The 22,630-nt window shown below is 70.7% G+C and carries 16 protein-coding genes and 1 pseudogene; 7 read left to right on the top strand and 10 right to left on the bottom strand.

Annotation, left to right across the window (positions count from 1 at the left end; genetic code table 11):
* Positions 1–300: 300 nt before the first annotated feature.
* Positions 301–408, top strand: a pseudogene (locus ABZ865_RS25205) (alpha/beta hydrolase); the annotation flags it as partial.
* A 1,383-nt stretch (positions 409–1,791) separates the two neighbouring features.
* On the opposite strand, the gene lpdA reads toward ABZ865_RS25205, so the two are convergent.
* Entirely contained in the window at positions 1,792–3,204 is a 1,413-nt protein-coding gene (lpdA, locus tag ABZ865_RS25200; protein WP_361234601.1) for a dihydrolipoyl dehydrogenase, read from the bottom strand.
* 213 nt (positions 3,205–3,417) lie between these two features.
* Here lpdA and ABZ865_RS25195 point away from each other — a divergent pair, with 213 nt between their 5' ends.
* Entirely contained in the window at positions 3,418–4,287 is an 870-nt protein-coding gene (locus ABZ865_RS25195) for a helix-turn-helix domain-containing protein (RefSeq protein ID WP_361234468.1), read from the top strand.
* A 78-nt stretch (positions 4,288–4,365) separates the two neighbouring features.
* Here the strand turns inward: ABZ865_RS25195 and ABZ865_RS25190 are convergent, their stop codons facing one another.
* From ABZ865_RS25190 to ABZ865_RS25170, 5 genes are all read right to left on the bottom strand, one after another.
* Positions 4,366–5,556 carry an acetyl-CoA C-acyltransferase gene (locus ABZ865_RS25190; RefSeq protein ID WP_361234465.1) on the bottom strand — a complete coding sequence of 397 codons (1,191 nt, stop codon included), beginning with the start codon at positions 5,554–5,556 and terminating at the stop codon, positions 4,366–4,368.
* 112 nt (positions 5,557–5,668) lie between these two features.
* The gene (locus ABZ865_RS25185) at positions 5,669–6,298 is read right to left on the bottom strand and encodes a CoA transferase subunit B (protein ID WP_361234462.1); all 630 of its coding nucleotides are present in this window, start codon (positions 6,296–6,298) and stop codon (positions 5,669–5,671) included.
* Positions 6,295–7,053: a CoA transferase subunit A gene (locus ABZ865_RS25180; protein ID WP_361234459.1), complete on the bottom strand. Its 759-nt coding sequence runs from the start codon at positions 7,051–7,053 to the stop codon at positions 6,295–6,297. The genes ABZ865_RS25185 and ABZ865_RS25180 overlap by 4 nt, the downstream gene beginning before the upstream one ends.
* Before the next feature lie 88 nt (positions 7,054–7,141).
* The gene (locus tag ABZ865_RS25175; RefSeq protein ID WP_361234456.1) at positions 7,142–8,923 is read right to left on the bottom strand and encodes an FAD-dependent monooxygenase; all 1,782 of its coding nucleotides are present in this window, start codon (positions 8,921–8,923) and stop codon (positions 7,142–7,144) included.
* Positions 8,924–8,940: 17 nt separating this feature from the next.
* Complete coding sequence (locus tag ABZ865_RS25170; protein WP_361234453.1) at positions 8,941–10,869, bottom strand: maleylacetate reductase and hydroxyquinol 1,2-dioxygenase domain-containing protein; 1,929 nt, start codon at positions 10,867–10,869, stop codon at positions 8,941–8,943.
* A 314-nt stretch (positions 10,870–11,183) separates the two neighbouring features.
* Here ABZ865_RS25170 and ABZ865_RS25165 point away from each other — a divergent pair, with 314 nt between their 5' ends.
* The 4 genes from ABZ865_RS25165 (at position 11,184) to ABZ865_RS25150 (ending at position 16,035) form a co-directional block, all read left to right on the top strand.
* Positions 11,184–11,702, top strand: coding sequence for a (2Fe-2S)-binding protein (locus ABZ865_RS25165; RefSeq protein WP_361234450.1), 519 nt, complete (start codon positions 11,184–11,186; stop codon positions 11,700–11,702).
* Between the two features lie 2 nt (positions 11,703–11,704).
* Entirely contained in the window at positions 11,705–12,694 is a 990-nt protein-coding gene (locus tag ABZ865_RS25160; RefSeq protein WP_361234447.1) for a xanthine dehydrogenase family protein subunit M, read from the top strand.
* A complete protein-coding gene (locus ABZ865_RS25155; protein ID WP_361234445.1) occupies positions 12,691–14,898 on the top strand; it encodes a xanthine dehydrogenase family protein molybdopterin-binding subunit in 2,208 nt (735 codons plus the stop codon). Before ABZ865_RS25160 ends, ABZ865_RS25155 begins: the two co-directional genes overlap by 4 nt.
* A gap of 126 nt (positions 14,899–15,024) precedes the next feature.
* A complete protein-coding gene (locus ABZ865_RS25150) occupies positions 15,025–16,035 on the top strand; it encodes a LacI family DNA-binding transcriptional regulator (protein WP_361234442.1) in 1,011 nt (336 codons plus the stop codon).
* Between the two features lie 109 nt (positions 16,036–16,144).
* On the opposite strand, the gene ABZ865_RS25145 is transcribed toward ABZ865_RS25150, so the two are convergent.
* The 4 genes from ABZ865_RS25145 to ABZ865_RS25130 form a co-directional block, all read right to left on the bottom strand.
* Entirely contained in the window at positions 16,145–17,005 is an 861-nt protein-coding gene (locus tag ABZ865_RS25145; RefSeq protein ID WP_361234440.1) for a carbohydrate ABC transporter permease, read from the bottom strand.
* A complete protein-coding gene (locus ABZ865_RS25140; RefSeq protein ID WP_361234436.1) occupies positions 16,995–17,960 on the bottom strand; it encodes a sugar ABC transporter permease in 966 nt (321 codons plus the stop codon). Before ABZ865_RS25140 ends, ABZ865_RS25145 begins: the two co-directional genes overlap by 11 nt.
* Complete coding sequence (locus ABZ865_RS25135; RefSeq protein WP_361234433.1) at positions 17,957–19,333, bottom strand: sugar ABC transporter substrate-binding protein; 1,377 nt, start codon at positions 19,331–19,333, stop codon at positions 17,957–17,959. The genes ABZ865_RS25140 and ABZ865_RS25135 overlap by 4 nt, the downstream gene beginning before the upstream one ends.
* A gap of 162 nt (positions 19,334–19,495) precedes the next feature.
* Complete coding sequence (locus ABZ865_RS25130; RefSeq protein WP_361234430.1) at positions 19,496–20,542, bottom strand: glycoside hydrolase family 172 protein; 1,047 nt, start codon at positions 20,540–20,542, stop codon at positions 19,496–19,498.
* 324 nt (positions 20,543–20,866) lie between these two features.
* Between ABZ865_RS25130 and ABZ865_RS25125 the strand changes: the two genes are divergently transcribed.
* A complete protein-coding gene (locus ABZ865_RS25125) occupies positions 20,867–22,345 on the top strand; it encodes an FGGY-family carbohydrate kinase (RefSeq protein WP_361234427.1) in 1,479 nt (492 codons plus the stop codon).
* Positions 22,346–22,630: the final 285 nt, after the last annotated feature.

Genomic DNA, 22,630 nt, shown 5'->3' with positions numbered 1-22,630 from the left:
GGCTAAGGGATCGGCTGCTGGCTAGGGACGTATCCGTGGTTGCGGCTACTTTTTGGTTACGTAAGCGGCGCTCTTTTGGATTGCCGTTTCGACGGAAACCGTGTGGCACGGTGCGCCGGAATGCCGTCAGAGAATCAGCGTGACAGCGGCACCGATACCGGCGCCCCGGAGGCCGTGCGAGAGAAGGAGGAGGTGGTACCCGTGAACGCGGTATCGACATGGGTGCTCCCCTCCGGGGTCACGGTCGGGCGATAGGTCGTCCGGGAGCGCTGTTCAAGAGCACTCCCGAAAGGCACGACCATGCGATTCACTTCTGAGCAGCGCCTCGACGACGGCGTCCTCGAACGCGAATTCACCCTCGGTGAGATCCCCGGCATCCTGTGGACGCCCGGATCCGCATCCGCACCGGCGCCCCGCACGGTAGCGTCCCTCCGGGCCCGCCCAGGGGCCGGTGCGGCCGTCATTGACCGATCCGGCCAGAGCTACGGACCAGAAGGTTGCGGCCGTGGTGTACCCCCACGGCCGCACCACAAGCTCACCAGATCCAGCGGGGAACAGCGGGGAACCACGGTGAAAGCAACCGGGCCCGACGAAGCTGCATCACAGCCGTTCGTCCAGGTCAGCGCCCAACCCGCCTGCAAATGATCGCAACTTCCCAAGCTGAGGGCTCCGGCACCGTCGTCACGGTTCGGCCGTCGCCGCTTGCTCTGGTCGATGGCAACGGTCGCGTGGCTGAGCCCAGCAGGGGTGCAACGAGGCCCTCGCCCGCGCCGAGGCGCTGCCCCCACGCCGTCCAGGCCGTCCGGCCAAGGGATGAAAGATGCTCCCGTCCCTGGCCGGTTTTGTGTGTCATCGGGGCGGTTGTCGCCTGGATGTAAGACCATCACCTCACTGCTCGAGGCCCTGATGGAGCAACGCTGGTTGAACCTGCTCGATGTTTCACCTGCTCCAGCTTCCGAGACGGTTACGCAATCGGCGCAGAGTGAACTGGATAGACGTGATGTTTGGATCACCATCGGCGGATCTCTGACGGCAGCCGTAGGACTCGGCGCTGCAGCGACAGTGGGGGTCCCTCTTGCTGCTGCGGTTCCAGCAGCGCTGGTGTTTCTTCTGGGCCCAGCAGCGCTTTGGGGAAGCAGGAAACTAGGCGTTTCGCCCCGACGGCTCCTCGAATCAGTGAGAAATCCGATTGCCGGGGGCATCCCGGCGAGCACCGTCTCAGAGCAGGGGTCATCGGCGGGCCACGTACAAGCCGCAGGCCAGGGCGGCAACTCGGCGTAGCATCAAGATGCTGCGACAGAGCGCCGTGCGCAGACGCTTGAAGGTGCGGCGTGGGAGTCGTGCTTGGTGGACTGGGCCTCGCTGGGCAACAGCCCTATGTCTGCCGCACCTCGGGAGCGCTGAGCCCATCGCCGACGCATCGTCTCTACAATCAGCAGGAACAACGTCTCTGGCGTACACCAACCGGTGGTGCGGCAACAGCAGCACACACGCACAGCCGGTGCTCTTCCAGAACACGGCCTGACGGGCGAATTTTCCAAGATCAGGACGAGGTGTGGACGGGATTGCCCTACCCATTGCTCAAACGGGGCTAAGCCGAGGTCAGATGGGATGCCGAGCGACGATCTTGGGGGACTGTAAATCTGCCGAGCCTCTGAGCCGGGCCGCTACCTGGCCGTCTGTGGGCCGTCCGAGGGGGACCAGCGACGACCAACAACGACCGTCAATGACCCTGATTCGTTGCCGTTGTCCTGGTCCGCGATCGATCCCCCCGGTGCCGTCGGCCGCGCGTCACATGTTGATCATGTGTCCGGCGAGGCCGTGGACCGCTTCCTTGACCGCTTCGCCGAGGGTCGGGTGGGCGTGGACGTTGCGGGCGACCTCGTGGACGGTGAGGTCCCATTGCTGTGCCAGCGTCAGCTCGGGCAGCAGTTCGGTGACGTCCGGGCCGATGAGGTGACCGCCGATCAGCTCGCCGTACTTCGCGTCGCAGATCAGCTTCACGAAGCCGGTGGCGTCGCCCAGGCCGTGCGCCTTGGCGTTCGCGGTGAACGGGAACTTCGCGACCTTGACGTCGTAGCCCCGTTCGCGGGCCTGCTCCTCGGTGTAGCCGAAGCTGGCGATCTGCGGCTGGCAGTAGGTGGCGCGCGGGATCATCGCGTAGTCGAGCTCCATGGTCTCGGCGTCCGCGAGCGTCTCGGCGGCGATCACGCCCATCGCCTCGGCCGCGTGCGCGAGCATCAGCTTGGCGGTGACGTCGCCGATGGCGTAGATGTGCGGGACGCTCGTACGGCAGCGGCCGTCGACGTCGATCGCGCCGCGCTCGGTGACCCGCACGCCGGTGTTCTCCAGGCCGTAGCCGGTCACATTGGGGGCGAAGCCGATCGCCTGGAGGACCTTGTCGGCCTCCAGGACCTGCTGGGAGCCGTCCTTGCCGGTGACCGTGACACGGACCCGGGGGCCCGACTCGTCGATGGAGTCGACGCGGGTGGAGGTGAGCGCGTCGATGCCCAGCCTGCGGTACTGCTTGGCGAGTTCGGCGGAGACCTCGGCGTCCTCGAGCGGGGCGAGGCGGTCCAGGAACTCGACGATCGTGACCTCCACGCCGTAGTTGTGCAGGACGTAGGCGAACTCGACGCCGATCGCCCCGGCGCCCGCGATGATGATCGACTCCGGCAGGTCCTCGGCGAGGATCTGTTCCTCGAAGGTGACCACGCGGGAGGTACGGCTGGTGCCGGGCAGCAGCTTGGGCGTGGCTCCGGTCGCGATGATGCAGTGGTCGAAGCCGATGGTCTGCGTGTTGCCGTCGGAACCGGTCACCCGCAGGGTGTGCGGGTCGAGGAACGTGCCCTGGCCGTCGATCTCCGTGATCTTGTTCTTCTTCATCAGGTAGTGGACGCCCTTGACCCGGCCGTCGGCGACCTTGCGGCTGCGGCGGAACGCCTCGCCGTAGTCGAAGGACACCTGCCCGTCGACGCGGATGCCGAAGGTCTTCGCCTCGCGGGTGAAGATGTGCGCCAGCTCGGCGTTGCGCAACAGGGCCTTGGTGGGGATGCAGCCCACGTTCAGACAGACGCCGCCCCAGTACTTCCGCTCGACGACGGCGACGCGCTTGCCCAGCTGGGCGGCGCGGATCGCGGCGACGTACCCGCCCGGGCCGGCCCCGAGTACCACCACGTCGAAGCGGTCGCTGAGCTCGTCCACCATGGATCTCTCCTTTTCCGGGCCTCTGCCGCCGCCGGGCTGTGGGTCGCGAAGGGTCACAGACCAGGCACGTTCAGACACGTTAGCCGCTGTCGGTGAGCAGAGGGTCTCCCGGCGGATGTGATCTTCGTCGAAGGGATCCCGCTCCTTCTCGACACCCTCCACTCCGGTTTACCCTTCAACCATATGAGGGTGCCGCGAGGAGGTCGCACCATGACGGAACTCGGCCTGGCCGACACGGTCGGCATGCTGCGACAGCCCGGTGTGCGCACTCGGCGCAGCAGCTCCGGACTGGGATGGGACCGGCTGTATCTCTCCACGCAGGAGGAACAGCCCTACCGAGCGGCGTTCGACCCCGCCCCCACCCACCTGGTGATCCTGCACCTCAGCGGCCCTGTCACCGTACGGCGGGGACAGGGGGCGGAAAAGCGGTCACGGACCGTCCCGGCCGGCGGGCTCTTCCTGCAGCCGGCCGGCCGGACACTCGCCGTCGAACTCGGCGGGCGGCTGGAGACCATCCACGCCTACCTCACGGACGACGCGCTGCGCGAGGCGAACGGCGGGCGGCCCGTGGAGCTGTGCGAGGAGCTCGGGGCCAGCGATCCGCTCACCGAACAGGTCATGCTCGCGCTGGAGAGCACGGTCCGCACCTGGGAGCCGTCGGCCCGCACGTACACCGACCAACTCACCGGGATGCTCGCGGCCCAGCTCGTGCGCCGACACGGCGTCGGCACGAGCGCACCCCCGTCCGACCGGTCCGGGCTGTCCGACCGGCAGCTCACCGCCGTGCGCGAACTCATGGAGCAGCGCCTCGCCGAACCGCTGCCGATCGCGGACCTCGCCGCCGCGGCCTCCCTCAGCTCGAGCCAGTTCACGCGCCGGTTCCGGGCGAGCACGGGCCAGTCGCCGCACCAGTTCCTGCTGAAGCTGCGGCTGGAGGGCGCGTGCCGGATGCTGCGCACGGGCTCCGCGCCGATCGCGGAGGTGGCCGTCACCTGCGGGTTCTCCCACCAGGAGCACCTCACCCGGCTGATGCGCGCCCGGCTCGGCACCACCCCGGCCGCGCTGCGCCGCTCCGGCTGAGGACGGGGAGATCCCGAGAACCGGGGTTCGCGGCCTCGGCGCTCCCGCACCCGTGCGTGCGGGTCCCAGGCCCACACCTCAGCGTTCCAGTACCAGCGCCAGCGCCTGGCCCACCCCGATGCACAGCGCCGCCAGGCCCGTGCCGGAGCCCGCGGCGGCCAGCTGGTGGGCGACCGCTCCGGTGATGCGGGCGCCGGACGCGCCCAGCGGGTGGCCGATGGCGATGGCGCCGCCGCGCGGGTTGACCACCTCCGGGTCGAGTTCCGGCAGGGCGGCCAGGCAGGCCAGCGCCTGGGCCGCGTAGGCCTCGTTCAGCTCGATCGTGTGCAGATCGCCGGGGGCGACCGCGGCCTTGTCGAGCACCTTGCGGATGGCGTCGACCGGGCCGAGGCCGAAGTACTGCGGCTCGATGCCCGTGACCGCCGCCGCCCGCACCCGGGCCAGGGGTTCCCGCCCGATCGCCGCGAGCCCGTCCTCGTCGGCGAGCAGCAGCGCGGCCGCTCCGTCGTTGAGCGGTGAGGCGTTGCCGGCCGTGATCGTGCCCTCCGCGACGAAGGCCGGCTTGAGCTTGGCGAGGGCCTCCAGGGAGGTGTTGTCCCGGATGCCTTCGTCGCGGGGCAGGTCCACCCCTTCGACGGGGACGACCTCTCCCGCGTACAGGCCCTCGCGCCAGGCCCGGGCGGCATTGCGGTGGCTGTCCAGGGCGAACGCGTCCTGTGCCTCCCGGCTGACGGCGTGCTTGGCACCCACCAGCTCCGCGCTCTCGCCGAGCGGGATCGTCCACTCGGCCGGCATGCGCGGGTTCACCATCCGCCAGCCGAGCGTCGTCGAGTACAGCTGCTGGTCCTTCGCCGGGAACGCCCGCTCGGGCTTCGGCAGCACCCAGGGCGCCCTGCTCATGGACTCGACGCCGCCCGCCACCGCGATGGACGCGTCGCCGAGCGCGATGGCCCGTGCCGCCTGGATGACGGCTTCCATGCCGGATCCGCACAGCCGGTTGACCGTGGCGCCGGGCACGCTCACCGGCAGCCCGGCGAGCAGGACGGCCATGCGGGCCACATCGCGGTTCTCCTCGCCCGCGCCGTTGGCGTTGCCGAGCAGCACGTCGTCGATGCGCGCGGGGTCCAGGCCGGGGCTGCGGTCGACGAGGGCGCGCAGCACACCGGCGGCGAGGTCGTCGGGGCGTACGCCCGCCAGGGCACCGCCGTAACGGCCGAAGGGGGTACGGACGGCGTCGACGACGTACACGTCACGCGGTCGCTCGATCATCGGATGCTCCCAGCAGGTGTGGCGATGGACGGCAGGTCTGGTGATGGACGGCAGGTCTGGTGATGGAGGGCAGGTCTGGTGATGGACGGCAGGACCGGCGAAGGGCGGCAGGTCAGCGAAGGGCGGTCAGAGGGGTCACGGCGGCGACCTGGTCAGCCGTCACCCCCGGTGCGGTTTCCACGAGTTCGAGACCGTGGACCGTGACGTCGAGCACGCACAGGTCGGTGATGATCCGGTCCACACAGCCGCGTCCCGTGAGCGGCAGCGTGCACTCCTCCACGACCTTGGAGGTGCCGTCCTTCGTCAGGTGCTCCATGAGCACGACGACCCGGCCGGCCCCGTGGACGAGGTCCATCGCGCCGCCCATCCCCTTGATCATCTTCCCGGGGACCGCCCAGTTGGCCAGGTCGCCTCGGACCGAGACCTGGAGCGCGCCCAGGATCGCGGTGTCGATGTGGCCGCCGCGGATCATGCCGAAGGAGAGCGAGGAGTCGAAGAAGGACGCTCCCGGCCGTACGGTGACGGTCTCCTTGCCCGCGTTGATGAGGTCGGCGTCGACCTCGTCGGCCGACGGGTACGGCCCGACGCCGAGCAGCCCGTTCTCCGAGTGCAGGACCACGTCGACGCCCGGGGGCAGGAAGTCGGCCACGCGGGTGGGCAGTCCGATGCCGAGGTTGACGTAGTCGCCGTCCCGCAGCTCGCTCGCGGCGCGTGCCGCCATCTCGTCCCTGGTCCAGCTCATCGCTCGTGCACCGTTCTCTTCTCGATCGCCTTGTCGGCGGCCTGTTCGGGGGTCAGTGCCACGACGCGCTGCACGAACACCCCCGGCACATGGATCTCGTCGGGGTCGAGCACGCCCGGCTCGACCAGCTCCTCCACCTCGGCCACGGTGACGCGTCCGGCCATGGCCGCCAGCGGGTTGAAGTTGCGGGCCGCGCGCCGGAAGACCAAGTTGCCGTGGCGGTCCCCGCGCGCCGCCCTGACCAGCGCGTAGTCCGTGGTGATGGCGTGTTCCAGGATGTGGTCCACACCGTCGAAGGTCCGCACCTCCTTGGGCGGCGAGGCCACGGCGACCGATCCGTCCGGGGCGTAGCGCCACGGCAGTCCGCCCTCGGCGACCTGCGTGCCGACGCCGGCCGGGGTGTAGAAGGCCGGGATTCCCGCGCCGCCCGCCCGCAGCCGCTCGGCGAGCGTGCCCTGCGGCGTCAGCTCGACCTCCAGCTCGCCCGCGAGGTACTGGCGGGCGAACTCCTTGTTCTCACCGATGTACGAGCCCGTGACCCGGGCGATACGGCCCGCGGCCAGCAGGATGCCGAGGCCACGGCCGTCGACGCCGCAGTTGTTCGACACGACCGTCAGGCCGCTCGCCCCGCTCTCGTACAGGGCGCCGATGAGCACCTCGGGGACGCCGCTCAGCCCGAAGCCGCCGACGGCGAACGACCGTCCGTCCGTCACGTCCGCCAGGGCCTCCTCGGCCGTGGCCATCACCTTGTCCATCCCGGTCTCTTCCACTCTCTTCCGCGCTCTTCGGCTGTCTGCGGCTCTCTGCGGCTTTCTGCGGCTCTCCGCCCTCGTCCGTTCTCGCCTACCGGGCCAGCACCCGGCGCAGCGCGCCGAGCAGCTCGTCCTGGGCCGCCTGTGCGGACCCGAGGGCAGTGGCCCGGCGCCAGGCGACGTGTCCGTCCGGGCGCACCAGCAGCACGCCGTCCTCGGCGATCTCGCTGACCCGGCTCCACTCGCCGTACGCGTCACGGGAGTTGTCGTCGCCGATGCGCACCACCCGCAGCGGTACGCCGAGGGCCTCCTGGCAGGCGGTCGCGGCCGCGTCCCAGACGTCGCCCGACAGGCCGGTCAGCACGGTGAACGTGCCGCCGCCGACGACGTCCAGCGTGGACAGTCGCCCGCCCTGTCCGTCGACGAGCCACGCGTGCGGCAGCTTCGCGCCGGGCCGCGTGCTCGGCTGGTGCACCAACTCCCGGTCCTGCTCCCAGACTTCGGCGGGACCGTCGTCGGGTATCACGGCGGAGGAGGTGTAGCGCTGGTTCATCTCGACGCCGTGCGCGTTGAACTCGTAGTTCTTGAGCTGGATCGCCTCTTCGAGCAGGCGCCGCTTCTTGGCGCCCTCGGGCGTCGGCGCGGATATCGCGTCGAGTCCCTCGGCGATGGCCTCGTGGTCGGCGCCGCCACCGATGCCGAGCACCTCGAAGATCGGGCCGAACTGGTCGCGGCTGAGGTTGGCCCGCTCCACGATCTGCCGCCCGACCGGGGCCCGTTCGGCGGAGTAGGTCTCCAGCAGCTCGGGGCCGGCCTCGCCGCGGACCACCATCGCGAGCTTCCAGGCGAGGTTGTACGCGTCCTGGACGGACGTGTTGGAGCCGAGCCCGTTGGACGGCGGATGACGGTGCACGGCGTCGCCCGCGCAGAAGACTCTCCCGGACCCGTACGCGGAGGCGTAGCTGTGGTTGACGGTCCACAGCGAGGTCGACGTGATCTCCACCGGCAGGTCGGGGTCGCCGATGAGGTCGCGCACGATCTGCCGCGCCGACTCCTCGTCCACCTCCGGCGGCGGCTGCTCGATGTCGTACCCCCACACCAGCAGCCACTCGTTCCACGGGCGGACCATGCGGACCAGGCCCATGCCGATGCCGCCGGTCTCCGCCCCGGGCTGCAGCACCCAGTACAGGACGCTCGGCCGGTGGGCGCAGTACCGGGCGAGGTCGGCCTTGAAGACGATGTTCATGCTGCCGGCCTTGGCCATCTGGCCCTCGAAGGGCAGGCCGAGCTGCTCGGCGACCGCGCTGCGCCCGCCGTCCGCGCCGACCAGATAGCGGGCCCGTACGGTGAACTCGTCGCCCCGGACCCGGTCGCGCAGCAGCGCGGTGACGCCGTGCTCGTCCTGGGTGAAGCTCAGGAACTCGGTGTCGAAGCGCACCTTGGCGCCGCGGGCCGCCGCGTTGTTCACCAGGATCGGCTCCAGGTAGGTCTGCGGCAGGTCGATCATCTCGCAGGGGCTCTTCGCCGCGTACTCGCTGGCCGTCGCCGGGCCCGTGCCCCAGCTGCGGATGCGGCCGATCTCCTGCCCGGTGAGAGCGGTGCACAGCACCGTGTCGCCCATGAGGTGGGACGGGCTGCCGACGGCCAGTGCCGCGGACTCCACCCCGAGGTCGCGCAGGACCTCCATGGTGCGCTGGTTGGTGATGTGCGCCCGCGGCGTGTTGGCCAGCCAGCCGTACTTGGTCACCAGCAGGGTGCGGATGCCGTAGGTGGCCAGCAGCAGCGCGGCGGAACCGCCGGCGGGGCCGCTGCCGACGACGAGGACGTCGGTGTCGTACGCGTCGTTCGGGTGGTGCGCGTGGGTGAGGGTCATGGCTGGGCGCTCCTCGGTCATCCGGCCAGGGGGGCGAGTCGGAAGGTGTAGTCGAGCCGGCGCCACTCGCCGTCGACCGGGCGGCCGTCGGGGGTGGGACCGGTCTGCGGCGCGAAGTCGACGACGAGTTCGTCCTTGACGCCGAAGACGGTGTCGCTGTCCAGGTAGGCGCCGCCCGACACGAACAGCTGGGTGACGAGCCGGCGGTGGCCGGGCGCGTCGAACATGAAGTGGAGATGGGGCGCCCGGTAGGGATGGCGCCCGACCGCGGCGAGCATCCGGCCGACCGGCCCGTCCTCCGGGATCGGGTACTCCGAGGGCAGGATGGACCAGAACCTGATCCGGCCCTCGGCGTCGGTGCGCAGCCGGCCCCGCAGCACCGGCCCTTCCAGGTCCGGGAGCTGGACGTCGTAGTAGCCGTCCTCGTTGGACTGCCACACGTCCACCACCGCGTCCTCGACCGGCCGGCCGGCGGGGTCCGTGACCTGTACGTCCACCCAGAGCGGGGTGCCGGACAGCCCTCCGGAGATGTCGCCGCCGTGCGCGATCTCGGGCGGGCCGTCCACATAGAAGGGGCCGAGCACCGCGGACGGAGTGGTGCTGGGCGTACGGGAGTTGGTGAGCAGGTCCACGGCGCTGGAGACGCCGAGGGTGTCCGACAGCAGCACGAACTCCTGACGGGTCGGGCCGCAGATCTCGCCGGTGCGGGTGAGGAAGTCGATGGCGTACTGCCATTCGGCGTCGGTGACGTCGTTGACGGCGACGAAGGTGTGCAGATGCCGGACCAGGTCGCTCAGCAGGGTGCGTACGCGTGGGTCGGGTGCGTCCGCGAAGCTCGCCACGACCTGTTCGGTGAGCCGGGCCAGCTGGGTCTCCGTGGCGGGGGGACCCGTGGGGCGGCGCCCGTGCCAGGCGTCGGCCAGCAGCTCCGCGATGCCCTCGGTGGTCAGCTCGCGCGGGTTCGGGTACGGCGTCGAGGTGGCCAGCTCGGTCGCGCGGGCGAGGCCGGACTCCGGCATGCCGAGGTCGCGCAGCGAGATGGGGCCGCCCAGGGAGGCGACCAGGTCGTACACGCCGCTCGGGGCGTCGGGCACGCCCAGGGCGTCGGCGATGCGGCGCATCACGTCGGGCACCGCGGGCGCGTTGTAGGCCATGGCGTGCGGCAGGACGACGGTGTGCGTCTCGGCGTGCGGCAGGTCGAAGCTGCCGCCGAGGGTGTGGCACAGCTTGTGGTGCAGGCCCATGCCGACCGTGGCGAGGCAGGTCCCGGCGAGCCAGGCCGCGTGCAGCAGGTCGGCGCGCGCCTCCGGGTCGGCCGGATCGGCGGCGAGCCGGGGGAGCGCCCGGGCGATGCGGGAGATCGCGTCGAGGGCCCGCTGGTCGGTGACCGGATCGGCGTCGGCGGAGTACAGGGCCTCGACCGCGTGGGCGAGCGCGTTGACGCCGCTCGTGACCGACATGGGCAGCGGCAGGGTGAGGGTGAAGTCGACGTCGTAGACGACGGTCTCGGGCAGGATCTCCGGGGACGACTGCGTGACCTTGCGTCCGTCCCGGGTCTCGCCGAGTACGGGGGTCACCTCGGAGCCGGCGTAGGTGGTCGGCAGGATCACCTGCGGCAGGCCCGTGCGCAGGGCCAGCGCCTTCGACAGTCCCGTCGTCGAACCCCCGCCGACGGCGACGATGCCGTCAGCGCCGGACTCCCTGAGCACGGCCAGGGCCCGCTCGGTCACCTCCACCGGCGTGTGCATGGCCGCGCCGTCGAACTCCGCCGCCACCAGGCCGCCGAGCGCCTCGCGCACCCGTGCGGAGGCCGCCGCGAGGGGCGGGCTGGACAGCAGCAGCACCCGGGAGCAGCCGAGCCGCCCGGCCTCCTCGCCGAGACGGCCGACCGTTCCGGCACCGAAGACCACCCGCGAGGGATGGGATGTGTAGACGAACGTCCGCATGGAACTCTGCCTCCGTGTGTCATCCGGGGCGGATCGGTCCTTGGGGCACCGAGGATTCGGTCCTTGAGCCACCGAGGAATCGGCTTGGGCCACCGAGTATGCGAATGACGTTCGTGTGAACTCCTGCACGATGCGCGCGCCGCGCTGCACGAAACGCGCATGTGTGGTGGGGCGGGCTGTCGGGAGGGGACGCGGGCCTCGTGTACCCAAAAGATCGACTTGCCGCGTTCATCCCGTTTGCCCAGGCTGCTACTAGTCGAAGATTCGGGTTCCTGAAGGACCTCGGTAATGACATACGTCGGGATAGGGGCGTCATGAAGCATGTAGAGGCCGCGCGTGCTCCGACCGGCCGAGCGCCGCGTGAGGTTCCCGAGGTCGAGGTCACCCTCCTCGTCAACGGCTCGGAACATCACCTGCAGATCGACGCGCGCGTGACGCTGCTCGACGCGCTGCGCGACCACCTGGGCCTGACCGGGGCCAAGAAGGGGTGCGACCAGGGGGCGTGCGGGGCGTGCACGGTGCTGGTGGACGGCAAGCGGGTGGTGTCCTGTCTGGCGCTGGCCGCCCAGTACGAGGGGCGCGAGATCACCACGGTGGAAGGCCTGTCCACGAACGGCGAACCGCACCCCATGCAGGCGGCGTTCGCCCGCCACGACGCGTTCCAGTGCGGTTACTGCACGCCGGGGCAGATCATGTCGGCCGTCGCGCTCGTCGCCGAGGGGCGGGCGAACTCGGAGGAGGACATCCGCGAGTTCATGAGCGGCAACATCTGCCGCTGCGGCGCCTACCCGAACATCCGCGCGGCGATCCGCGACGTCGTCGCGGAGGGCTGATCATGCACCCCTTCGAATACGTCCGGGCCGTCGACACCGGCGAGGCCGTCGCCGTGGTCACCGCCGACCCGAACGCCTCGTTCCTCGCCGGCGGCACCACGCAGCTGGACCTGATGAAGGACGGGGTCCTCGGTCCCGAGCGGCTCGTCGACATCACCCGGCTGCCGCTGAGCGGCATCACCCACGGCGACGCGGCCGTCCGCGTCGGGGCGCTGACGACGATGGAGGAGCTCGCCGCCGATCCCGTCGTGAGGGAGCGGCTGCCCTTCGTGAGGGAGGCCCTGCTGCTCGGTGCCTCCACCCAGTTGCGCAACATGGCGACCATCGGCGGCAACCTCCTCCAGCGCGCACGGTGCCGCTACTTCAGAGACCCCGCGGTGCGGTCCTGCAACAAGCGGAACCCGGGGTCCGGATGCGCCGCCATCACGGGCGTCCACCGCATGCACGCGATTCTGGGCACGAGCGACCACTGCATCGCCCTGCACGCCTCCGACCTCGCGGTTCCCCTGGCGGCGCTGGACGCCGTGGTCCACATCCAGAGCGCGGACGGCGCGCGATCGACCCCCCTGACCCGGTTCTACCTCCCGCCGGGCGACACGCCCCAGGTCGAGAACGTGCTGCGGCACGGCGAGCTGATCACCGCGGTCGAGATCCCGCTGCTGCCCCGGACGGCACGGTCGCACTACCTGAAGGTCCGGGACCGCGTCTCGTACGAGTTCGCGCTGACCTCCGCCGGTGTGGCCCTCGTGATCGAGGACGGCGTCGTCCGGGAGGCGCACGTGGCGCTGGGCGGGGTGGGCACCGTGCCCTGGCGGGCCTGGGACGCGGAGGACGTGCTGCGCGACTCCCGGGCGGACGCCGACTCCTTCCACGCGGCGGCGGAGGCGGCGCTCACCGGCGCCAGGCCGCTGCCCGGTACCGCGTTCAAGGTGGAGCTGGCCAAGCGCACTCTCGTGCGCGCCCTCGAGACCGTCGCGGGAGCGTCGTCATGACCACTGTCGAGAGCCGGACGGTCGTCGGCACGGGCCTCGACCGTGTGGACGCGCCGCTGAAAGTGACCGGCGCGGCCCAGTACCCCAACGACGTCACGCTCCCCGGCATGGTGCACGCCGCCCTGGTGGGCAGCACCGTCGCGGCGGGCCGCATCCGGAGCATCGACGTGTCCCGGGCCGTGGCCGCGCCGGGCGTGCTGGACGTCATCACGCATCTGACCGCGCCGCGGCTGGAGCACGGCCCGATGACGCTGCTGGGCGGATCGCCTCCGTTGCCCTTGCGGGACGATCGCGTCCTGCACTACGGGCAGCACGTCGGGATCGTGGTCGCCGAGAGCGCGGAGCAGGCCCGGCACGCCGCAACGCTGGTACGCGTCGAGTACGAGGCGGCCGAGGCCGTGCTCGACCTGGAGGACCCGCGGGCCGAGATCGTCGACAACCCCTGGGGGATGGACACCGAGCGCGGGGACGTCGACGCCGGATTCGCCCGGGCGGACATGGTCGTCGAGGGGACCTTCACCACCCCCGACAACACCAACAACCCGCTCGGCCTGTTCAGCACCGTGGCGTCCTGGCACGGCGACGCGCTCACCGTGCACGACTCCACGCAGTGGCCGCACAACGTCCGCACCTCACTCGCCACGATCTTCGACGTCCCCGAGAGCGGCGTCCGGGTCCTCGCGCCGTTCGTCGGCGGCGCCTTCGGTGCCGGGCTGCGGGTGTGGCCCCACGTCGTTCTCACCGTCCTGGCGGCCCGCCAGGTCAGGCGCCCCGTCAAGCTGGTGCTGACGCGCCCGGAGATGTTCACCTCCGTCGGACACCGGCCCAACAGTGTCCAGCGGATCAGGATCGGCGCCACCCGGGACGGGGACCTCGTCGCCATCGAGCACCACAGCCTGTCGTCCCTCGCCATGGAGGACGACGACTGGGAACCGGTCGCCCACGGATCGGCCTTCGCCTACGCCTGCCCCAACGTGCTGACCCGGGACCGGCAGGCCCGGCTGAACATCCCCTGCCCGGGCTCCATGCGCGCGCCGGCCGAGGGACAGGGCAACTTCGCCCTGGAGTCGGCCATCGACGACATCGCCTACGCCGTGGGCATGGACCCCCTCGAACTCCGCCTGCGCAACGACGCGCAGGAGCACCCGCTCCTCGGCCTTCCCTGGTCGAGCAAGGCACTGCGGGAGTGCTACCTCCAGGGTGCCGAGCGGTTCGGCTGGTCGCGGCGCTCGCCCGAGCCCCGCTCCATGCGCGACGGGCGCTGGCTCGTCGGCTACGGCCTGGCCGGCGTCTCGTACCCCTTCTACCAAGTGCCGTGCCAGGCCCGCGCCTCCGTGCGTCACGACGGGTCGGCGTACGTGCGCAGCGCCGCGACCGACATCGGAACCGGCACGTACACGGTCATGACCCAGCTGGCCGCCGAACTGCTCGGCCTCGACGTCGGCCGGGTGCGCTTCGACCTCGGCGACTCCGACATGCCGTACGCGCCCCAGGCCGGCGGCTCCGGTCTGACCGGGGCGCTCGCGGGCGCCGTCCAGGCCGCCTGCCGGCGCCTGGTGGGGGAGTTCCTCGACGTCGTGCGCGACGACCCGGACTCGCCCCTGCGGGGAGCCTCGCCCGACGACGTGACCGTCACCGACGGGCGTATCCACCGCTCCGCCGACCCCGCGTCGGGAGAGACCTATGCGGAGATCCTGGCCCGCCACGGCCTGGCGGAGCTGAGCGCCGACGGCAGGAGCACCCCGCCCCAGCCGGAGGACCTGGGGATGGCCCCCTCAGGTGCCTTCGGCGCCAAGTTCGTCGAGGTGCGCGTCGATCCCGAGCTCGGGCTGCTGCGCCTCGCGCGGGTGGTGTCGGCCATCGACGGCGGACGCATCCTCAACGAGAAGACCGCCACGAGCCAGATCATCGGCGGCACGGTCGGCGGCATCAGCCAGGCCATGTTCGAGGAGACGGCCACCGACCCGCTGACCGGCCGCATCGCCAACGCCACCTTCGGCGACTACCTCATGCCGGTCAACGCGGACGTGCCCGACATGGAGGTGCTCTTCGTCGGCGAACCCGACCGGGCCACCGCGGTCGGCACCAAGGGCATCGGCGAGATCGGTCTGGTCGGCCTGGCCGCGGCCATCGGCAACGCCGTGTATCACGCCACGCGCCGCCGCATCCGCTCCCTGCCCCTCACCATCGACCGGCTGTTGTGACGCCCTGAGGCCGGCTCGTCACCGCCGCGTCCGTCCCAGGTCGCGCCCGCTCAAATCTGGGATGAAAACCTTTTCAGTCGCAGGGTAGGGTGGATAGACACACCCGATGAGAGGATGCGGGCACAAGTGGTGACGATCCATGACGTGGCGCGAGCCGCCGGGGTGTCTCCGGCGACCGTATCGCGTGTGTTCAACGGCGGCAGGGTCACACCCGAGCGGGCCCTGTCCGTTCAACGGGCGGCTGCGGCCCTCGGCTTCGCGCCCAACCGTGTGGCCCGCTCCCTGCGCAAGCAGCGGTCCAGCGTGATCGCCCTGATCATCCCGGACATCGAGAACCCGTTCTTCACGTCACTGGCCCGCGGTGTCGAGGACGCCGCGCAGCGCACGAGCCTGTCGGTCGTCCTGTGCAACTCCGACGAGGACACCGAGAAAGAGCGCCGCTATCTCGAGATCGCGCTCGGCGAACAGATGGCGGGCGTGATCGTGGCGGCGGCCTCCCAGGACGAGACGGACCTCGGACCCCTGATCGCCCGGGGCGTGCCGGTGGTCGCCGTCGACCGCCGGCCGCACGACGCCGAGGTGGACGCGGTCAGGGTCGACAACCATCACGGCGGAGAGGTGGCCACCCGGCACCTCCTGGAGGCCGGCTACCACAGGATCGCCTGCATCACCGGGCCCGAGGGCGCCTCCACCTCCGAGGAGCGACTCGCGGGCTACCGCACGGCGTTGAGGTCGGCGCCGGGCTCCGGGGTCACGGTCGACGACGCCTATGTGCGGCACGCCGACTTCCGCGTGGAGGGCGGCAAGGCGGCGATGCGCGAGCTGCTGGCCCTGCCGGAGCCGCCCGACGCCGTGTTCGTCGCCAACAACCTCATGACCATCGGTGTCCTCGACGCCCTCGCCGAGGTCGGCCGCACCCCGCCCGGCGTCGGCGTGCTCTCCTTCGGCGGCGTCCCCTGGGCGTCGCTGGTGCGCCCGTCCCTGACGGCCGTGGAACTGCCCTCGTACGAGCTCGGGCGCGCGGCGGCCGAGCTGCTGCTGCAGCGCATGGAGGGCAGTGCCGCGCCGCTGCAGACCGTGGTGCTGCGCACGAAGCTCCAGGTCCGGGAGAGCACGGCCGGACCCGCCGAGGACTGACGGTCCCGCCGACGGCTGCCGGCCTTCACACGAGACAGGCTCCGCAAACGCGACAGCGGCGCCGCACCGGTCACTCGACCGGTGCGGCGCCGCTTGCGTGTGCCGGGCGTTACTTGATGCCCGACGTCTTGACCGACTCCACGATCTGGCGCTGGAAGACGAAGAACAGCACCAGCATGGGCACCGCGGCCACCGTCGCCGCCGCCAGGATGTAGTTCCAGTTGGAGGTGTACTGGGTCTGGAACGAGGCGATGCCGAGCTGGATCACCGTCAGGCTCTGGTCGTTGGTGGCGACCAGCGGCCAGACGAAGGCGTTCCAGTTGGCGAGGAAGAAGAAGATCGCCAGGGCCGACAGGATGGGCCGGGACATCGGCAGGACGATGTTCCAGTAGACCCGCCAGTGCCCGCAGCCGTCGATGACCGCCGCCTCCTCCAGCTCCTTCGGCAGCCCCAGGTAGAACTGGCGCAGCAGGAAGATGCCGAAGGCGTTGAAGATGGCCGGGATGATCAGGCCGGCGTAGCTGTTGAGCAGACCCAGCTGGCGGGCGACCAGGAACAGCGGGATCAGTACCACGGGCGGGGTGACCAGCAGGGTCGCGAAGATCGTCGCGAAGAGCTTCTCGCGGCCCGGGAAGCGCAGCCGCGCCAGCGCGTAGGCGGCCATCGAGTGGAAGAACAGCGCCACCACGGTGATCACCGCGGAGATGAAGAAGCTGTTCCACAGATAGCGCGCGAACGGCACCTCGGTGAAGACGTAGACGAAGTTGTCGAAGGTGAAGTCCCGCGGGATCAGGTTTCCGTCGGTGACGGTGTCACGCGTCTTGAAGGACGACGTGATCATGTACAGCACCGGGAAGACGCTGATCAGCGACAGGACGACGGCCAGGACCGTCAGTCCGGTGCGCGAGGAGAGCGGCCGGCGCCGGCCTGTGGTCGTGGGGGCCTGCTGGGACATGGCGTCACTCGCCATCGTCGAACCTCCCGCCTCTCGTGAGCTTGAAGATCACCGCGGAGATGATGACCATGATCAGCACCAGGAACGAGCCCATGGCCGACGCATAGCCGTACTCCCCGAATCCGAAGGCCTGCTGGTAGATGTAGAAGATCGCCAGTGAGGTGCCGTTGGCGGGGCCGCCGTTGGTCAGGACGAAGACCAGGTCGAGACCGCCCGTGATGGCGGCGACCGTCGACATCAGCAGGACGAAGAAGCTGGTGGGGCGCAGTAGCGGCCAGGTGATGGTCCGGAAGGTGGTCCACGGGCCCGCGCCGTCCAGCTTCGCGGCCTCGTAGAACTCCTTGGGGATCTCCTGGAGTCCGGCGAGGAAGATGATCATGTAGTAGCCCATCATCACCCACGCCATGACGGCGATGAGGCAGCCGAGGGCCAGGGACGGGCTGCCGAGCCAGGACTCGCCGTCGAACCCGGCCGCTCGCATGGCCCGGTTGACCACACCGGTCTGCTCGTCCAGCAGGAACTTCCACAGCACGCCCACCACCACGAGGCTGATGACGTACGGCAGGAACAGGGCGGTGCGGAAGACGCCGACGGCGGGCAGCTTCTGCTTGACCAGGAGGCCGAGGCCGAGGCTCAGGCAGAACAGCACGGGGACGAGGATCACGACGTACTCGCCGGTGATCTTCATCGAGTCCCAGAACAGCGGATCGTTCATCATCCGCCGGTAGTTGCCGAGCCCGATCCACTCGTAGCTGCCGAAGCCGCTGACCTGGAAGAAGCTCAAGCCGATGGACAGCACCATCGGTATGGCGACGAAGACCAGGAGCCCGATCACGTCGGGGGCGAGGAACAGGCCGGCGGCCAGCCACTCGCGGTGCTTCCGGCTCAGTCCCCGCCGGTCGGACGAGGCCGGCGCCTGGGCCGAGGCCTTGGCGGTGGTGCGCCGGTCCTGTGCGGCGACGCTGCTCATATCAGGCTCGCCCCCTTGTAGCTCTTGGTGTAGGCCGCGATGGACTGGGCGGCTCTCTCCGCCTCACCTGCCACGCCGCGGCCGGCGAGCATGGTGCCCTGGATGGCGTCGGAGATCGCCTTGTAGACGACCGGGGGATAGCGCGGCTCGGCGCGGCCGCCCGGGAAGATCTCGTCCTTGAACTTCTTCATGATCTCGGAGTCGTAGCCGCCCTTGGCGGCCCCGCGCTCCAGCGCGGTCGCCCGCGGTGCCACGTCGGACTTGGCGCCGACGCACCAGTCGACCATCCGGTTGATGGAGTCGTCCTTCATGGAGCCCAGCGCCCAGGCGCAGAACTCGGCCGCCGCATCGGGGTTGCGGCCCTGCGCGTTGGCGCAGAAGGACCAGCCGCCCAGCGTGGTGACGTATTTGCCGCCCGGGGGCACCGGCAGCTTGAAGATGCCGTACTGGTACTTGGGCGCGAACGCCTTGAAGCTGGAGACGTTCCAGATGCCCTGCTGCCACATCGCGACGTTGCCGGCCCGGAAACCGCCGATCACGTCGCCGGCGGCGGGCAGGGTGCGCGGCGCGATGCCGTGGCGTACGGCGTCCTGCCAGAACTGCAGCGCCTGGCGGGTGGGCTTGGAGTCGAAGGCCACGTTGCCCTGCGCGTCCAGGACGTCGCCGCCGCCCTGCCACATCCACGGGTACCAGGTGAAGTTCTGGTAGTAGCCCGGGTTGGTCTCGAAGACGAGCCCGGCCCGGGTCTTCGTGCGCAGCTTGTCGCCGATGTCGAGCATCTGGTCCCACGTGGTGGGGATGTCGGCCTCGGACAGGCCGGCCTTCTCCCAGACGTCCTTGGCGTAGAACATGGCCAGCGGCTCGACCTCCATGGGGAGGGCGTAGACCTTGCCGTCGACCTTGCGGCTGTCGAGCGCGGAGCCGAAGTCGTCGATGGCCTCCTTCTCCATGTGCGGAGTCAGGTCGGCCAGCACGCCGCCGTTGTAGTAGCGCAGGAAGTCGCCGGGGGAGAGCAGGAAGATGTCCGGGCCCTCGCCGGTGGCGAAGGCGGACGGGACCTTGAATCCGTTGAGGTAGGTCTGGATCGGCACGTAGACCAGGTCGATCTGCTGCTTGTGGGTGGCGTTCCACTGGGCGACCATGTCGACGAACCACTTGGACTGCGCGTTGATCGCCGGGTCGGGCGAGCGCTGCGGTCCGTAGAAGTTCCAGAACTGGAGGTTGCCCCCCTTGGCCTGGGCGGTGCCGCAACCGGTGAGCAGGGCCGGGGAGGCCACGGCCGCCCCGGCGCCCGCCATCGCGGTGAGGAATCGGCGGCGTGAGGTGCCGGGGGCCGTGGCCGGGCGCCCGGCGTCGTTGCCGTGCTGGAGCATGCGTGCGCTCCTGTCGGAGTGGGATGTGGCTGGGGACGAGCGGATCCTGGGGGGCGGGCCCCGGGCGGTGCGGTCCTCGCGTGGACGAGGGGGCCGCGGCGCCCGGGGCGGATCCGGGGAACCGGTGGGCGGTTCCCCGCGAAGCGACGTGCCCTGCGAGGGTCAGTCGACTTCGAGCGTGAGCAGGTCCGGCGTGGCCGGGCGGGACGCGGAACTCGGGGCGTCCAGGTAGAAGAGCGAGGTGCTGGCGATGTCGTCGCTGGTGTGCCGGTAGCGGTGCGGCAGACCGTTGCCCTGGCCGGGACCGATGCCGAGGCTCTGCACGGTGACGCGGAGGTCCGTGGAGAAGCGGATGGGGTCCAGGACGTGCCAGCGGTACATGCCGAACCGCTGCTGGCTGCGGTACAGCCCGTCAGGGCGCAGGATCTGGTTCAGGCCCAGGTACGGGGTGGTGTAGGCGGTGTAGCCCTGTCCGGGGACGTCGAAGTTCCAGGCGCCGCCGAAGTAGTCCTCGGTCCCGGTGCCGCAGATCGTCGGGAACTCGTCGTCGCCGTCGAGGTAGAACTTCAGCTCGCCCTCGCCCCACCAGCCCGGGCTGTTGACGCCCCAGGCCATGTACGTGCCGACGTAAGCGCCGGCGCCGGTGACGCCGTCGAGCAGCGTGTGCACCTCGCCGAAGGGCACCGGGTGGCTGCGGCGCCACTGGGCGTGGAAGTAGGAGGCGTCCTCGCCGACCTCGTCCAGCTCGTAGTCCACCTGGTAGTAGAGCGTGACCTTCTCGGCGGTCAGGTTCTCCAGGGTGATGCGTGCCCTGCGGCGGAACGGCATCGGCCAGTACGCGTTGAAACCGCCGTTCGGGTTCGCGGCGACGGGGACGGACGACACCTGGCTGAAGGTGTTCCAGCCGTTGCAGAAGAAGTCACCGAGCGGAACCTCGACGGCCGGATCCTCCTCGCCCTCCCAGTACATCCGCAGGAGGGTGCCCCGCCAGGCCCGGTGCGGGTCGGTGGTGCACCACAGGTGGCGGATGGTGCCGGGGCCTTCGATGTCGGCGAGCTCCGCCGTCGCGCCGGGGGCGATGTCGATGCTGGGGGAGATCTTCCAGCCCGGTCCCAGCCGGCTCGCCGCCACCGCTCCGGTGCCCTCCGTGGCGCGGCCGCCGCCGGACTTGGCGCCGTCGAAGTTCTCGGCACTGATGGAACGGCTCACGGCACGCGTCCTGCGGGAGATACCGTCGAGTCCAAAGGTCGTCATCGTGTCTTGCCCTCATGGGTGGGTGCGGGTCGCGCGCCGCGGGCCGAAGGAGGCGACGTGGGCGCGGGAGATGGCGAGGCGCCGCCGGCGCGGTGGCCGACCACCTCTGAAATCCATTTCACCGAAACGTAGAGCGGGCCCCTGGGGGTGTCAAGGGGTGAGACCTGCGCGTGATCCGGTGATGTCACCGCACCGGTCTGATGTGCCGTTTCCCCAGGGCAAAGCCTGCTTCTGCGCGTTCCCTTGACGCTGAAATCGATTTCTGCGAGCGTGCTCGTCATGCCTCGCAACGCAGTCATCGGTGTGGACATCGGCACGTCGAGCAGCAAGGGCGTCCTCGTCGGCCTGGACGGCACCCTGATCCGCTCGGCCGTACGGGAGCACACCCCCACCAGGCCCGGCCCCGGCCGTTTCGAGATGGACGCCTCCGTGTGGTGGCGCGAGTTCACCGAGCTCGCCCGGGAGCTGACCGCCGCCGGGGACACCACCGTGATCGCCGTCGGCGTCAGCGGCATGGGGCCCTGCGTCCTGCTCACCGACGAGCACGACACCCCGCTGCGCCCCGCCGTCCTCTACGGCGTGGACACCCGCTCCGTCCGCCAGATCGAGCGCATCGAGGCACGCCTCGGTGCCGAGGAGATCATCCGCCGCGGCGGCTCCGCCCTGACCACCCAGGCCGCCGGGCCGAAGATCGCCTGGATCGCCGAGGAGGAGCCCGAGCTCTACGCCCGCGCCCGCCGCCTGTACATGCCCAGTTCCTGGCTGGTCAGAAAGCTCACCGGGGCCTACGTCCTGGACCACCACTCCGCCAGCCAGTGCACTCCGCTGTACGACACGCTCGCCGGCGAGTGGTACGCCCCCTGGGCCGCCGAGGTGGCCCCCGGCATCGACCTGCCCCCGCTGAGCTGGTCCGGCGAGGCGGCCGGCACCGTCACCGCCGAGGCCGCCCGGGAGACCGGCCTGCCCGTCGGCATCCCCGTCACCACCGGCACGATCGACGCCTGGGCCGAGGCCCTGAGCGTGGGCGCGCAGCACACCGGTGACCTGATGCTCATGTACGGCACCACCATGTTCCTCATCCACACCGTGCCGAAGCCGCTCACCAGCCCGTCGCTGTGGGGCACGGTCGGCGCGCTGCCCGGCACCCGCAACCTGGCCGGCGGCATGGCCACCTCCGGTGCCGTCACCAACTGGCTGCGCGACCTGTTCGCCGACGCCGACCACGCCGGACTCACCCGGCAGGCGGCCGAAGCGGGCCCCGGCGCCAACGGCCTGCTGATGCTTCCCTACTTCTCCGGCGAGCGCACCCCGATCATGGACCCGGACGCCCGGGGAGTGATCGCCGGACTGACCCTGTCCCACACCCGCGGTGACCTCTACCGGGCCGCGCTGGAGGCCACCGGCTTCGGCGTCCGCCACAACATCGAGGTCATCGAGGAGGCCGGCGGCGACATCCGCCGCGTGGTCGCCGTCGGCGGCGGCACCCAGGGCTCCCTGTGGACGCAGCTCGTCTCCGACATCACCGGCCGCCCGCAGGAGCTGCGGAGTACCACCATCGGCGCCAGTTACGGCGGCGCGCTGCTGGCCGCGCAGCTCATCGGGGACGCCTCCATCGACGACTGGAACCCGGTGCGCGTGACGGTGACGCCGCACGCCGAGCACCAGGAGCGCTACGACGAGCTGTACCGCCTGTACCGACGGCTGTACCCGGAGACCTCGGCGACCGTGCATGCGCTGGCGGCGTCGCAGGAGCGCTGACGTCCCCTCCTGCTTGCGGGGACCTGGCCGTAGGCGACCGCGCACGCCTTCGCCACCGCGCCGGACATGGCTGTCGGCCACACCGCCGACCGCGCACGTTCCGCGCGGCCGACCGTGCAGGTGCCGCGCGGCCGACCGTGCAGGTGCCGCGCCGCCGACCGTGCACATGCCGCATTGGCGACCGTGCACATGCCGCGTCGGCGGCCACCGCGCCGCCACCCCGGTCGGAGCGACACCACCGACCAACCGCTCGCCCCGGTCCGATCCCGGGTCCGGGTGGGGCTG

Origin of the sequence: Streptomyces sp. NPDC047085 (assembly GCF_040643735.1) — a bacterium.
In the GTDB taxonomy this organism is placed as follows: Bacteria; Actinomycetota; Actinomycetes; order Streptomycetales; family Streptomycetaceae; genus Streptomyces.
Note: the sequence above shows the minus strand (reverse complement) of the source record. Positions and strands in the feature narration are given on the sequence as shown.

What these genes read in the sequence shown, in the direction of transcription:
- ABZ865_RS25125 (WP_361234427.1), top strand. Translation starts at nt 20,867, where the DNA reads ATGCCTCGCAACGCAGTCATCGGTGTGGACATCGGCACGTCGAGCAGC.
- ABZ865_RS25140 (WP_361234436.1), bottom strand. Translation starts at nt 17,960, where the DNA reads ATGAGCAGCGTCGCCGCACAGGACCGGCGCACCACCGCCAAGGCCTCG.
- ABZ865_RS25155 (WP_361234445.1), top strand. Translation starts at nt 12,691, where the DNA reads ATGACCACTGTCGAGAGCCGGACGGTCGTCGGCACGGGCCTCGACCGT.
- ABZ865_RS25165 (WP_361234450.1), top strand. Translation starts at nt 11,184, where the DNA reads ATGAAGCATGTAGAGGCCGCGCGTGCTCCGACCGGCCGAGCGCCGCGT.
- ABZ865_RS25135 (WP_361234433.1), bottom strand. Translation starts at nt 19,333, where the DNA reads ATGCTCCAGCACGGCAACGACGCCGGGCGCCCGGCCACGGCCCCCGGC.
- ABZ865_RS25145 (WP_361234440.1), bottom strand. Translation starts at nt 17,005, where the DNA reads ATGGCGAGTGACGCCATGTCCCAGCAGGCCCCCACGACCACAGGCCGG.
- ABZ865_RS25170 (WP_361234453.1), bottom strand. Translation starts at nt 10,869, where the DNA reads ATGCGGACGTTCGTCTACACATCCCATCCCTCGCGGGTGGTCTTCGGT.
- ABZ865_RS25185 (WP_361234462.1), bottom strand. Translation starts at nt 6,298, where the DNA reads ATGAGCTGGACCAGGGACGAGATGGCGGCACGCGCCGCGAGCGAGCTG.
- ABZ865_RS25175 (WP_361234456.1), bottom strand. Translation starts at nt 8,923, where the DNA reads ATGACCCTCACCCACGCGCACCACCCGAACGACGCGTACGACACCGAC.
- ABZ865_RS25160 (WP_361234447.1), top strand. Translation starts at nt 11,705, where the DNA reads ATGCACCCCTTCGAATACGTCCGGGCCGTCGACACCGGCGAGGCCGTC.
- ABZ865_RS25195 (WP_361234468.1), top strand. Translation starts at nt 3,418, where the DNA reads ATGACGGAACTCGGCCTGGCCGACACGGTCGGCATGCTGCGACAGCCC.
- ABZ865_RS25190 (WP_361234465.1), bottom strand. Translation starts at nt 5,556, where the DNA reads ATGATCGAGCGACCGCGTGACGTGTACGTCGTCGACGCCGTCCGTACC.
- ABZ865_RS25180 (WP_361234459.1), bottom strand. Translation starts at nt 7,053, where the DNA reads ATGGACAAGGTGATGGCCACGGCCGAGGAGGCCCTGGCGGACGTGACG.